General features: G+C 66.2%; 9 protein-coding genes and 1 tRNA gene. 8 read left to right on the forward strand and 2 right to left on the reverse strand.

The features are described from left to right. Positions 1 to 103: 103 nt before the first annotated feature. From lon to ahpF, 5 genes are all read left to right on the forward strand, one after another. Positions 104 to 2,497, forward strand: coding sequence for an endopeptidase La (lon, locus tag ASE89_RS17695; RefSeq protein ID WP_056680308.1), 2,394 nt, complete (start codon positions 104 to 106; stop codon positions 2,495 to 2,497). A 173-nt stretch (positions 2,498 to 2,670) separates the two neighbouring features. Further along, on the forward strand, positions 2,671 to 2,943 hold the full coding sequence (locus tag ASE89_RS17700) for an HU family DNA-binding protein (RefSeq protein ID WP_031438963.1): 273 nt from the start codon (positions 2,671 to 2,673) through the stop codon (positions 2,941 to 2,943). Positions 2,944 to 3,016: 73 nt separating this feature from the next. After that, positions 3,017 to 3,091, forward strand: a tRNA-Val gene (locus ASE89_RS17705). 188 nt (positions 3,092 to 3,279) lie between these two features. Next, positions 3,280 to 3,843, forward strand: coding sequence for an alkyl hydroperoxide reductase subunit C (ahpC, locus tag ASE89_RS17710; RefSeq protein WP_031396422.1), 564 nt, complete (start codon positions 3,280 to 3,282; stop codon positions 3,841 to 3,843). Positions 3,844 to 4,051: 208 nt separating this feature from the next. Continuing rightward, the gene (ahpF, locus tag ASE89_RS17715; protein ID WP_056680313.1) at positions 4,052 to 5,635 is read left to right on the forward strand and encodes an alkyl hydroperoxide reductase subunit F; all 1,584 of its coding nucleotides are present in this window, start codon (positions 4,052 to 4,054) and stop codon (positions 5,633 to 5,635) included. 278 nt (positions 5,636 to 5,913) lie between these two features. Here ahpF and ASE89_RS17720 read toward each other — a convergent pair whose 3' ends face one another. Next, complete coding sequence (locus tag ASE89_RS17720; protein ID WP_031396424.1) at positions 5,914 to 6,249, reverse strand: DUF6481 family protein; 336 nt, start codon at positions 6,247 to 6,249, stop codon at positions 5,914 to 5,916. A gap of 328 nt (positions 6,250 to 6,577) precedes the next feature. Between ASE89_RS17720 and ASE89_RS17725 the strand changes: the two genes are divergently transcribed. Then, positions 6,578 to 8,197, forward strand: coding sequence for a hypothetical protein (locus ASE89_RS17725; protein ID WP_056680316.1), 1,620 nt, complete (start codon positions 6,578 to 6,580; stop codon positions 8,195 to 8,197). A gap of 95 nt (positions 8,198 to 8,292) precedes the next feature. Then, positions 8,293 to 11,109, forward strand: coding sequence for a TonB-dependent receptor domain-containing protein (locus tag ASE89_RS17730; RefSeq protein WP_056680319.1), 2,817 nt, complete (start codon positions 8,293 to 8,295; stop codon positions 11,107 to 11,109). A gap of 250 nt (positions 11,110 to 11,359) precedes the next feature. On the opposite strand, the gene ASE89_RS17735 is transcribed toward ASE89_RS17730, so the two are convergent. After that, positions 11,360 to 12,046, reverse strand: coding sequence for a prolyl hydroxylase family protein (locus ASE89_RS17735; protein WP_056680322.1), 687 nt, complete (start codon positions 12,044 to 12,046; stop codon positions 11,360 to 11,362). Positions 12,047 to 12,197: 151 nt separating this feature from the next. On the opposite strand from ASE89_RS17735, the gene ASE89_RS17740 reads away from it, so the two are divergent. Beyond that, positions 12,198 to 13,025, forward strand: a complete 828-nt coding sequence (locus ASE89_RS17740) for a type II secretion system protein N (protein WP_056680324.1) — start codon at positions 12,198 to 12,200, stop codon at positions 13,023 to 13,025. Positions 13,026 to 13,067 lie beyond the last annotated feature (42 nt).

Genomic DNA, 13,067 nt, shown 5'->3' on the forward strand with positions numbered 1-13,067 from the left:
GGGGGCGCTTCGGCGATTACGTAGCCCGGCGATTGATGGATCCGCCATCCTCACCATATAATGAGCTGACGCCGACCTTGTTCGGTCCGGTACCGGAGCTTGCATGACCCACTATCCCGTTCTTCCGCTACGCGACATCGTCGTGTTTCCGCACATGATCGTTCCGCTGTTCGTCGGCCGCGAGAAATCGGTCGCGGCGCTCGAGGCGGCGATGGCGGCAGAAAAGGAGATCTTCCTGGTCGCGCAGCTCGACCCGGCCGAGGACGATCCCGCGCGCGACGATCTCTACACGATGGGCGTGACCGCGACCGTGCTCCAGTTGCTCAAGCTGCCGGACGGCACGGTACGCGTGCTGGTCGAGGGCAAGGTTCGCGCGACGCTCGAGACGCTTGACGAGAGCGGTGACTTCCTCACCGCCGAAGTCGCGACGGTCGCCGACGCCGAGGTCGAGGGTCCCGAGATCGCGGCGCTGATGCGCTCGGTCGTCGACCAGTTCGAGAATTACGCAAAGCTCAACCGCAAGCTGCCCGCCGAGACCGCGACCCAGCTGTCCGAGATCACCGAGGCCGCCCGGCTGTCCGATGCCGTCGTTGCCAACATCCAGATCAAGGTCGCCGACAAGCAGGCGATGCTGATGCAGACCGACCCCGCCAAGCGCCTCGAAATGGCGTTTGCGGCGATGGAGGGCGAGCTCGGCGTCCTGCAGGTTGAAAAGAAGATCAAGAGCCGCGTCAAGCGCCAGATGGAGAAGACGCAGCGCGAATATTATCTCAACGAGCAGTTGAAGGCGATCCAGCGCGAGCTCGGCAACGAGGGTGACGAGGGCGAGGGCGACGAGATCGCCGAGCTGACCCAGAAGATCGCGACGCTCAAGATGAGCAAGGAAGCGCGCTCCAAGGCGACCGCCGAGCTCAAGAAGCTGAAGACGATGGCGCCGATGAGCGCCGAGGCGACCGTCGTGCGCAACTATCTCGACGTGCTGCTGGGGCTCCCCTGGGGCAAGAAGTCGAAGATCAAGAAGGACATCTCGGCGGCACAGGCGGTGCTCGACGAGGATCATTATGCGCTCGAGAAGGTCAAGGACCGGATCATCGAATATCTTGCGGTCCAGGCGCGCACCAATAAGCTGAAGGGGCCGATCCTGTGCCTCGTCGGCCCGCCGGGTGTCGGCAAGACCTCGCTCGGCAAGTCGATCGCCAAGGCGACCGGCCGCGAGTTTATCCGCCAGTCGCTGGGCGGCGTGCGCGACGAAGCGGAGATCCGCGGGCATCGCCGCACTTATATCGGCTCGCTACCGGGCAAGATCGTTACTAACCTGAAAAAGGCCGGGGCGTCGAACCCGCTGTTCCTGCTCGACGAGATCGACAAGCTCGGCCAGGATTTCCGCGGTGATCCCGCGTCGGCGCTGCTCGAGGTGCTCGACCCCGAACAGAACGGCAAGTTCCAGGATCATTATCTCGAAATCGACCTCGATCTGTCGGACGTGATGTTCGTGACCACCGCGAACACGCTGAACCTGCCCCAGGCGCTGCTCGACCGGATGGAGATCATCCGTCTCGAGGGCTATACCGAGGACGAGAAGGTCGAGATCGCCGAGCGGCATCTGATCGCCAAGCAGATCGAGGCGCATGGCCTGAAGGACGGCGAGTTCATCCTGACGCAGGAGGGCCTGCGCACGTTGATCCAGCAATATACCCGCGAGGCGGGCGTGCGGACGCTCGAGCGCGAGATCGCCAAGCTTGCGCGCAAGGCGCTGCGCCGGATCCTCGAGGGCAAGGCGACGAGCGTGACGATCACGCCCGACAACATCGCCGAGTTCGCGGGCGTGCAGAAATATCGCCACGGCCTGTCCGAGACGGAGAACCAGATCGGCGCGGTCACCGGGCTCGCCTGGACCGAGGTCGGCGGCGAATTGCTGACGATCGAAAGCGTCACCGTGTCGGGCAAGGGCGCGGCGAAGCTGACGGGGACGCTTGGCGACGTGATGAAGGAGTCGATCGAGACCGCGTTCAGCTACGTCAAGGCGCGTGCGCCGAGCTATGGCATCAAGCCGTCGCTGTTCAACCGCAAGGACATCCACATCCATCTGCCCGAAGGCGCGACGCCCAAGGATGGGCCGTCGGCGGGTGTCGGGATCGTCACGTCGATCGTCTCGACGATGACCGGCGTGCCGGTCCGGCGCGAGGTGGCGATGACCGGCGAGGTGACGCTGCGCGGCCGCGTGTTGCCGATCGGCGGGCTGAAGGAAAAGCTGCTCGCGGCGCTGCGCGGCGGGATCACCACCGTGCTCATTCCGCAGGAGAATGAAAAGGACCTCGCGGACATTCCGGCGAACATCAAGGAGGGGCTGAAGATCATCCCCGTCAGCCATGTCGACGAGGTGTTGCGGCTTGCGCTGACCGAACCGCTCGAGGCAATCGAGTGGACCGACGCGGACGAGCTGGCGGCCTTGCCGCCCGCGCCGATCCCGCCGGTCGGGGGTGGTCTTCACCACTGAGCGCATCCGGTGATGTATTTCGCCGCGTCACGATGGCCGTTACCGAACCGCGCGGTTAGAGCATCGCGCGGCGGTTTCGTTTGACAGCAGACGATGCCGCCGCGTTACTGCCTGGAGATTGGCGCCGCGATTCCATCGCTGCCAATTCGGTATTTGTTTGGGGGATTAACTGTATGAACAAGCAGGAACTGATCGCGACGGTCGCGGACACGTCGGGGCTGGTCAAGGGCGATGCGGTCAAGGCCGTCGAGGCCGTTTTCGACGCGATTTCGGCCGCGCTGAAAAAGGGCGAGGAAGTCCGGCTGGTCGGGTTCGGCACCTTCTCGGTCTCGAAGCGCAAGGCCTCGACGGGACGCAACCCGCGCACCGGCGAGCCGATGACAATCAAGGCGTCGACCCAGCCCAAGTTCAAGGCGGGCAAGGGGCTGAAGGATTCGGTCAACTGATCGACCGATCATGACCGACAGGGCTGGACAGCGCGGCACGCCGCGCTTAAAGGCCCGCTTCCGAACCAGTTTCGGGCGCGTAGCTCAGCGGTAGAGCACACCCTTCACACGGGTGGGGTCACAGGTTCAATCCCTGTCGCGCCCACCAGATTTACGCCGGTCCTCTCCAACGCGAGCGGGCCGGCGTTTCTGTTTCTAAAGGTCTTTCAGTGCCTTAGTCGATCTTTGACGGCTCTGTGATCGACTGCGTGAATGTACTAGATCGGCATTCTGCATTTCACGCTGCGCCGCAGCATCCCATATATGATGCGTCGCACAATTCTAAGGAGCTACCCCATGTCGATCATCGGCACCCAGCTGAAGCCGTTCACCACCCAGGCCTATCGCCAGGGCAAGTTCATCGAGGTGTCGGACGCCGACGTCACGGGCAAGTGGGCGGTCTTCTTCTTCTACCCGGCCGATTTCACGTTCGTCTGCCCGACCGAGCTCGAGGATCTGGCCGACAATTATGCCGCGTTCCAGAAGATGGGCGTCGAGGTCTACAGCGTGTCGACCGACACTCACTTCTCGCACAAGGCCTGGCACGACACGTCGCCGGCGATCGGCAAGATCGATTACACGATGCTGGGCGATCCGTCGGGCACCATCACGCGCAACTTCGACGTGATGCGCGAAGGCCAGGGCCTGGCCGATCGTGGCACCTTCGTCGTCGACCCGCAGGGTGTGATCCAGCTGATGGAAATCACCTCGGAAGGCGTCGGCCGCAACGCGATGGAGCTGCTGCGCAAGGTCAAGGCCGCACAGTATATCGCAGCGCACCCCGGCGAGGTTTGCCCCGCCAAGTGGGAAGAGGGTGAGACCACGCTCGCCCCGTCGCTCGATCTCGTCGGCAAGATCTGAGCCACTGACGGAGCCGGTCGCCCGGCTTCGTCACCAAACGGGAAGGGGTTCGCTCCTTCCCCGGCCTGCCGGACTTCGGTCCGGCAGCCACCCTGCCGCATGACGCCCCGATGTCGTGCGGCATGGTGGACCCCGGACCCGGTCCGGGGTGACGATTTTCGCGACGGCAGCCTGCCGCGCGTCCCTTTCACCAGACAGGAGAGCGTCCGTGCTCGATGTGAACCTTACCGCGCAGCTCAAGACCTATCTGGCGAACATCGTCCAGCCGATCGAACTCGTCGCCTCGCTCGACGACGGCGCCAAGTCGCGCGAGCTCGAGGGCCTGCTGACCGAGATCGCGGCACTGTCGGATTCGGTGACGATGGTCCGCAAGGATGACGACAAGCGCCGCCCGTCCTTCATGATCCGCCGCGCCGGGACCGATATCGGCGTGCGCTTCGCCGGTATCCCGATGGGGCATGAGTTCACTTCGCTGGTGCTCGCACTGCTTCAGGTCGGCGGGCATCCGTCGAAGCTGACGCAGGAGGTGATCGAGCAGGTCCGCGGGCTCGATGGCGATTTCGCGTTCGAGACCTATTTCTCGCTCAGCTGCCAGAACTGCCCCGAGGTGGTACAGGCGCTGAACCTGATGAGCGTGATCAACCCGCGGATCAGCCATGTCGCGATCGAGGGCGGCGTGTTCCAGGACGAGGTCACGAACCGCAACATCCTGTCGGTGCCGGCGATCTTCCTCAACGGCGAGCCGTTCGCGCAAGGCCGGATGAGCGTCGAGCAGGTCGTCGCGAAGCTCGACACGGGCAGCACCGCGCGTGCCGCCGAGAAGATTGCGGGCAAGGATCCGTTCGACGTGCTCGTCGTTGGTGGCGGCCCCGCCGGCGCGGCAGCGGCGATCTATGCTGCGCGCAAGGGCATCCGCACCGGCATCGCGGCCGAGCGCTTCGGCGGTCAGGTGCTCGACACCATGTCGATCGAGAACTTCATCTCGGTCGCGCATACCGAGGGGCCAAAGCTCGTCGCGCACATGGAGCAGCATGTCGCCGAATATGGCGTCGACGTGATGAACCTGCAGACCGCGAACAAGCTGATCCCGGCAACGCAGGTCGGTGGGCTGCACGAGGTGCAGCTCGCGAGCGGCGCGTCGCTGAAGGCGCGGACCGTGATCCTGTCGACCGGTGCGCGCTGGCGCCAGATGAACGTGCCGGGCGAGGAAGCGTATCGCAACAAGGGCGTGACCTATTGCCCGCATTGTGACGGCCCGCTGTTCAAGGGCAAGCGCGTCGCGGTTATCGGCGGCGGCAATAGCGGCGTCGAGGCGGCGATCGACCTGGCGGGCCTCGTCGCGCACGTCACGCTGATCGAGTTCGACAGCGATCTGCGCGCGGATGCGGTGCTCCAGCGCAAGCTCGCCAGCCTGCCCAACGTCAAGGTCGTCACCTCGGCGATGACCACCGAGGTGCTCGGCGACGGCAAGCAGGTGACGGGGCTCAGCTACAAGGATCGCAACCACGACACGCTGCATCAGGTCGAGCTCGAGGGCATCTTCGTCCAGATCGGGCTGGTGCCGAACACCGAATGGCTGACCGACACGGTCGCGCTGACGATGCGCGGCGAAATCGAGGTGGATCACCGCGGCGAGACGTCGATCCCCGGCGTGTTCGCGGGCGGCGACGTGACGACCGTGCCGTTCAAGCAGATCGTGATCGCGATGGGCGAAGGCTCGAAGGCGGCGCTGGCGGCGTTCGACTACATGATCCGCCTCGCCCCCGAAGAGCAGGACGCGCTCGCAGCCTGAGGGCGGGGGGCTTCTCCCCCGTCCGTCATCCCGGACCCAGGGTAACGCGCGCTGGCGTCCGTGGCTCTGGATCCTGACTTTCGTCAGGACGACGATGTGTGTGGGGTAAGCGTCACTCGCCTCCGTCATCCTGGACTTGATCCAGGATCCAAAGTTGCGGGCGTTGGTGCTTGTGGCTCTGGGTCCTGACGTTCGTCAGGATGACGGTGTGGCGAAGCGCCGACCGAAAATCCCGGCGGCACAAAAGAAAAAGGCCGGGGAAATTCCCGGCCGTTTCCTCACTTCTTCTTGGCTTTGCGCGCCGCATATTTGGCGTCGCGGAGTGCCTTCTTGTCGGCGTCGGACATTTGCGACTTGGCTTCGGCCTCGAGCGCGCGGGCTGCGGCTTCGGCAGCTGCGGCCTTCTTGGCGGCCTTGGCCTCCTCTTCGGCATCGCGCTTGGCCTGGCGCTTGGCGCGCTCGGCCTCCTCCTTGGCGGCGCGGGCGGCGGCGCGCTCGGCGGCGACCGCCGGATCGATCGCAGGCTTGGCGCGCAGTTTCTCGAGCGCCTTCAGCTTCGCGTCGTTCGCAGAGGCGGTACGTTCCTGAAAACCGGGGTCCTTGAAAGAGGCCATACTCGTCGAAAATTCCTGTAATCGCGGTGAAATCCGCGGGATTGCCCGGATAAGGGCCTTGCTAGCGTCCGTGCCCCTTAAATCATTGTGCCGCGCAGCGAAAGCGGGGTGATGCACCCCGGGTCCCCGCGATACCGTCCGTCGTCGTCCCGCCCCGGCTCGGCGCGTACCTCGCGGCCCCGGTGTCACATTGCTGAAACACCGCCGTCATCCGGCCGTCATCGAAACCGCATCTCGCTGTCATCTACGCCGCCTAACCGCCGTTGAGAGATCGGCAGGGGGACCCGAGTCGATCCACGCAATCAATGATCGACCGGGAGTTCCGTGAATGACCAGCTTCAAGCGCATCGGCCTTATCCTGCTGACGAGCACCGCCTGTGCGGCGCTGTCGGCATGCGGAGGCGCGGACAGCGTCGCGTCGCCGGGTGCGGGCACCATCGTGATCCCGCCGGCAACGCCGACCCCGACGCCGACCCCCACGCCGACGCCGACGCCCAGCGCGATCACCGCGGCACAGTTCGCTGCCGCGACCACGGTCAACACCATCACGATCACGCCTGACGAGCAGCTCGCGGTCGTCAACGCCGGCACGAACAACAATGTCAGCGGCGTCAGCACCGGGCTGAACGGCCTGTATCCGACCTCGGCGACGTCGCTCACCACGCCGATGGATCCGTCGACGCTCAACAGCTTCTTCACCAGCACGAACTTCGTCGGCGCGCTCAACGGCCCGACCGACACCGCGTTCCAGGGCTGGACCTGCAACTCGACCTCGGCCGAATTCGGCGGCGCGGGCGCACGCTGCACCGCGGTGCCTTCGGTTGGCGCGGTCACCGCGACGAGCGTCTGCCCGACCGGCACGACCGATGACGGCCTGGTCGCGACGTTCCGCGCCTGCCGCCTGCCGACCGTGATCAGCGGCACGCTGACGCTGCCGAAGATCGCGGGCGTCTTCTACCGCCTGCGCGGCCAGACCGAGATCGGCACCGATGTCGGCACGACCGGTGCGGACAATGGCGCGATCCTCAACATCGAGGCCGGCGTCGTGATCGCCGCGGATTCGAGCGAGACGACCAACGACCTGCTGATCGTCAACCGCGGGTCGAAGATCAACGCGGTCGGCACCGCCACCGCACCGATCGTCTTCACCTCGCAGCAGAACCTGGCGTCGAACGGCGTCAGCGACGCGACGCAGGGCCAGTGGGGCGGGATCGTCATGCTCGGCCGCGCACCGGTCGCGGTCTGCGCCACCGGCACCGGCCCCAACAACGCCGCCGGCAGCAGCACGACCTGCCAGCAGGCGATCGAGGGTGTCACCGGGCGCTTCTATGGCGGCCCGACGGCCGCCGACAGCAGCGGCACGATGCAGTACGTCCAGATTCGTTACAGCGGCATCGCGATCAGCGACGGCAACGAGCTCCAGGGCCTGACGCTCGGCGGCACCGGCTCGGGCACCACGCTCGACCACATCCAGAGCCACAATTCGGCGGATGACGGCATCGAGATCTTCGGCGGCACGAGCAACCTGAAATATATCGCGATCACCGGCGCGGACGATGACGGCTTCGATATCGACAATGGCTATCGCGGCTTCATCCAGTTCATGATCGCCGCCCAGCGCACGCTCGGTGCGACCGCCGACTCCTTCTCGACCGAGATCGATTCGAACAATGCCGAGGACCTGCTGCCGCGCACGTTCGGCCGCTACGCCAACTTCACCTTCATCCAGACCGCGCTGGCCCCGGCCGCGATCCGCCTGCGTGGTGGTGCCGACATGACCTTCGTCAACGGCGTGGTGAAGACTCCGGTCAACGTCGCCTGCGTCAACATGATCGCGGGCGAACAGACGACGGGCGGCCGCACGACGGTCCGGCCGGCGGATGCAGCGCTGCAGGACGTCGGACCGCCCGCGTTCAGCTCGGTCTACTTCGCCTGCCAGGGCCGCTGAGGCGGGCGCGATCTGAATGCGCCGTGATGCCGGGGCGGTCCTTGGGGGACCGTCCCGGCATTCGCCTATGACTTTACGAATCGGGATTACAGGCCATGTCCAAGCGCCGCGCCTACGGAACACTGCTCCTCCTCACCTCGACGCTGGTCGCGCCCGCCGCGCTCGCGCAGACCGCGCCCGCGCCGGCCGCACCGCCGCGGCCCGCCGCGACGCCGCAGGCCGAGGCGGACCAGACCAATGCCGCGACGCCGGGCACGACGGCCCAAGAGCAGACCACACAGCAGGCCACACCGCAGGCCGCCCCCGAAGCCGGCGTCGAGGTGTCGAGCCCGGGCTATGACGCCGCGGCGGGCGAGGACATCGTCGTCGTCGGGCGCAACATCCCGAACACCGTGCGCGCGACCGCACAGATCGTCTCGGTGCTGTCGAGCGCGGACATTGCGCGGACGGGCGAGGGCGACATCGCCGGCGCACTGACGCGCGTCACCGGCCTCAGCGTCGTCGGCGGCGGCTTCGTCTATGTCCGCGGTCTTGGCGATCGCTATTCGTCGTCGCTGCTCAACGGTTCGCCCTTGCCGAGTCCAGAGCCGCTCCGCCGCTCGGTTCCTCTCGACATCTTCCCGACCGCGATCGTCGGCTCGGCGCTGGTCCAGAAGACCTATTCGGTGAACTATCCCGGCGAATTCGGCGGCGGCGTGATCAACCTCACGACCAAGGCGATCCCCGAGAAGAACTTCCTGAGCATCGGCGGGTCGATCTCCGCCGACACCGTGACGACCAGCGAACTCGGCTATACCTATTATGGCGGCGATGCGGACTGGATCGGCTTCGACGACGGCGCGCGCAAGGTGCCTGCCTTCATCAAGAACGCGCCCGGCGGCACCGGGATCATCCCGACCGATCAGGTCGCGCAGCTGACCAATGCGAACACCACGCTGCTCCAGCGCAACAACCAGCTGCCGGCCAACTGGTCGGGCGAGCTGAGCGGCGGATCGGTGTTCGACTTCGGCTCCGACCGGCTGGGCATCATTGCATCGCTGAGCGCGAGCAACACGTTCCGCACGCGCTCGTCGACTCAGCAGGATTCGGTGTCGACCGACGGCACGCTGCGCAATGATTTCCAGACGCTGCTGACCGACAACCGGATCGTCACCAACGCGCTGATCGGGCTGGGGTATGAATTCGGCCCGAACACGATCCGCTCGACCACCGTCTATATCCACGACACGCTGAAGCAGGCGCGCGGATCGTCGGCGACCGTCTACAACAATTCGAGCGGGCTGCGTTTCCAGCAGAACACCAACTGGTTCGAACGCCAGCTGTTCGAGAGCCAGCTGGTCGGCGAATTCAAGCTGACCGACGCGCTGAAATTCGACGCGCGCGGCGCCTATGCCAATTCGAAGCGCAACGCGCCGTACGAGCGGCAGTTCGACTATCTGTGCTCGGCAACCACCACGACCGGTCTGCCGATCAGCGTCGAGGCGCCCAATGGTTCGGACGGCGCGCAGTGCAACGGCGCGTACCAGGTGACCCAGCGCTTCACGCCGTTCGCCTCGATCATCTTCAGTGAACTGAACGAGGATCTGTACACCGGGCAGGGCGACCTGTCGTACAAGCTCGATACCGAGCGGCCGATGACGCTGTCGACCGGCTATTTCTACTCGGACACGAAGCGCAATTCGACGCGCCTCCAGTTCAACTACCAGACCGCCGCGGGCGGCGGCACCGCGCCGGGCTATCCGTATAATCTGCTGCGTCCCGACTATCTGCTCGGGATCGATTCGCTCAACGCGAACCAGATCCAGCTGCAGTTCAGCACGCCGCTCGGCGCCTATGCCTATGATGCGTCGCTGCGCATCCATGCGGGCTATGTCCAGGCCGAGGCCGAGGCGACCGACGGCGTCCGCGCGACGATCGGCGTCCGCTACGAGACCGCCGAGGAGCAGGTGACCCCGATCGGCACGACGACGACGCGACTGAAGAACGATTATTTCCTGCCCGCCGCGACGCTCACCTACAACTTCGCGAACAACATGCAGCTGCGTGCGAGCGCGTCGAAGACGATCTCGCGCCCGCAGTTCCGCGAGCTCGCGCCGCAGCAGTTCCGCGATCCCGAATCGGATCGGCTGTTCTTCGGTAACCCGCTGCTGAAGGACTCGGAGCTCTACAATCTCGAGGGCCGCTACGAGTGGTTCTTCGCGCGCGACCAGCGCTTCACGCTCGGCGGCTTCTACAAGGAGATCAAGAACCCGGTCGAGCAGGTCGGCTTCTACACCGGCGCGGACGACCGGCTGCAGACCGGCTTCACCAACCTGCCCGAGGCGACGCTGTATGGCGCGGAGGTCGAGCTCCAGAAATATTTCGACCTCGATTTCCTCAACTCGGACTTCTTCGCGACGCGGCGCGCGCTGTTCATCGCCAACTACACCTATTCGAAGTCGTCGATCACCGCGGACAACAGCTGCGTCCCGAACGTGCTCAACCAGACGCTCGGCGGGTGCCAGGCGGGCTTCGGTCCGGCCTCGCTCCAGTTCCGCGACGGCGCGTCGCTGACCGGCCAGTCGGATCATCTGGTCAACGTCCAGGTCGGGCTCGAGGATACGGCGTCGCTGTCGGCGATCACGCTGCTGTTCAACTATGCCAGCAACCGCGTGACCAATCGCGGCCCCTCGAACCTCAGCGGCGTCGGCTTCCAGCCCGACATCATCGAAAAGCCCGGCATCCGCCTCGACCTGGTCGCACGGCAGGGCTTCGAACTCGTCGGTGGCAAATGGGAACTCAAGGCCGAAGCGCGCAACCTGACCGGCACGCGGTTCCAGGAAGGGCAGACCTTCGACAATGGCGCGCAGGTGTTCATCAACCGCTACAATCTCGGCCGGGTGTTCACGCTGGGGCTGAGCACGACGTTCTGAAGCTGGGCGGCGGCGGGGCTGGGCCGGGGGGGCTAGCACCGCCCCGTCATCCCGGCGGAAGCCGGGACCCAGGGTCACGGGCGGCGCGCTGCGTTGCTCTGGGTCCCGGGTCGAGCCCGGGATGACGATGTGGGGTAGCGTGCCTTACACCGCCTCCGTCATCCCGGCGAACGCCGGGACCCAGGGTCGCGGGCGGCACGCTGCGTGGCTCCGCATCCCGGGTCGAGCCCGGGTACCGGGGTAGGGGCGGTTACCCCCAGGGGCGCTCGCGGTACCATTTCGTGATGACGTATTTGACGCCGCTGCGGACCTTCATGCCGTGGTGGAGCGTCGCGGGGTTGGGCGTGCCGTCGGGCCGGCGGTTGTTCCAGGCGAGCAGCTTGCCCGTCTCGGGCTGGACGATCTTGTCGATCGCCTTGAACCGCGTCGCGCCGCCTGCCTCGGGCTGGTTGAGATAGACCATCACGGTCCAGGTGCGATTGCCCGCGACGCTGCAATAGCGGTCATAGTCGACACCGGTCGGCTCGAAATAATCGGTATGGCCCTTAAACTCCTGCCCCACCGCATAACGCTGCCCCTGGAGCGGTTCGCCATAGATGCCGTCGAGCCCGGTCAGCGCAGCGATCCGCGCCTCGACGTCGATCACCACCGGATCGGCGGGGTCGAGGTCGCCCGTCTCGCTCGTGCGGTAGCTCGCATCGCCGTTCGAATCGGAAATCGTCGACGGGCGGCGGACGGCGTCGATCCGTTCGAGCAGCGCGGCGCACAGCGCAGGCGACAGGAAGCCGCGGTTGAGGAACAGCGTCAGCTTGGGGCTCGGCACGCGCTGGACGCCGGGGGCCGCGGTCAGCCGCGCGACGACCGGCTCGGCGGGCAGGCCGCTGCCGAGTGAGACTGGAGAGGGGGCGGGCGGCGTATCGGCGGAGCGGATGACCATGATGCTGTTTTGCCGGGCAATCCGCGCTTGCGCCAGCGCGGCATAAATCTATCGCCAGATTGACGCGTAACTGTAACATGGCATGCCTAGCGCCAATGGGGTGCCAACGGGTGTTCCGGTGGCGGCGGCAGAGTGGGGAGGGGGTTCGCTCATGCGATTGACGATCGACGCACGTGCGCGCCGTATCCTGCGGCGGCTGCCCGTGATCACGGTATATTCCGCCGCCGAGCTTGCGCTGATGGCGGGGCTGGCGGTGCAATGCGCGCGGCTGATCTGGGTCGCGGTGGCGCCGGTGACGCCGCTCGGCGCGTGGCGCCCGGCAGCGATCGCACCCGCGGGGGCGAATGGCGACATCCTGCGCAGCTTCGATCCGTTCTTCCGGCTGGGCGCGCCCGCCGGCGCCGGACCCGCGACCGTCACCGCGCTGCAGTTGACGCTGTTCGGGACGCGGATCGACGATGCGACCGGCCGGAGCTCGGCGATCATCGCGGGCGCGGACAATGTCCAGACCAGCATCGTCGTCGGCGAAGAGATCCAGCCCGGCGTCCGGCTGAAGGCGGTCGCGTTCGACCATGTCACGATCGATCGCGGCGGCGTCGACGAGGATCTGTTCCTCGACCAGTCCGACGCGGTCGCGCCGGTATCCCCGACCGGCGCAGCGCCGGGCGGGGCGCCACCGCCGGGCAACGCGGGCATCCCGATCGGCCAGTTGCGCAGCGAGATCGGCTTCATCCCGCGGATCGACGGCGGCCGCGTCAGCGGCCTGACGGTCCGGTCGCAGGGCTCGGGCAACGCCTTCCGCCAGGCGGGGCTGCGCGACGGCGACATCGTCACCTCGATCGGCGGGCGTCCCGTCACCGGGCCGGGCGATCTCGACCGCATCGCCGCCGATTTCGCGCAGGGCGGCAACGTGCCCATCACCGTCGAACGCGGCAAGGACACGCTGCCGCTCGCCATCACGATCGCACCCCCGCAATGATCTCCGGCATGACTCTCGCTTCCCTTCCCCTTTCCAAGACCA

Origin of the sequence: Sphingomonas sp. Leaf30 (assembly GCF_001422525.1) — a bacterium.
Lineage (GTDB): Bacteria > Pseudomonadota > Alphaproteobacteria > Sphingomonadales > Sphingomonadaceae > Sphingomonas > Sphingomonas aerolata.

Bases quoted from the DNA above. Each gene is read 5' to 3' on its own strand.
- lon (WP_056680308.1), top strand. From the start codon at position 104: ATGACCCACTATCCCGTTCTTCCGCTACGCGACATCGTCGTGTTTCCG.
- ASE89_RS17700 (WP_031438963.1), top strand. From the start codon at position 2,671: ATGAACAAGCAGGAACTGATCGCGACGGTCGCGGACACGTCGGGGCTG.
- ahpC (WP_031396422.1), top strand. From the start codon at position 3,280: ATGTCGATCATCGGCACCCAGCTGAAGCCGTTCACCACCCAGGCCTAT.
- ASE89_RS17720 (WP_031396424.1), bottom strand. From the start codon at position 6,249: ATGGCCTCTTTCAAGGACCCCGGTTTTCAGGAACGTACCGCCTCTGCG.
- ASE89_RS17725 (WP_056680316.1), top strand. From the start codon at position 6,578: ATGACCAGCTTCAAGCGCATCGGCCTTATCCTGCTGACGAGCACCGCC.
- ASE89_RS17730 (WP_056680319.1), top strand. From the start codon at position 8,293: ATGTCCAAGCGCCGCGCCTACGGAACACTGCTCCTCCTCACCTCGACG.
- ASE89_RS17735 (WP_056680322.1), bottom strand. From the start codon at position 12,046: ATGGTCATCCGCTCCGCCGATACGCCGCCCGCCCCCTCTCCAGTCTCA.
- ASE89_RS17740 (WP_056680324.1), top strand. From the start codon at position 12,198: ATGCGATTGACGATCGACGCACGTGCGCGCCGTATCCTGCGGCGGCTG.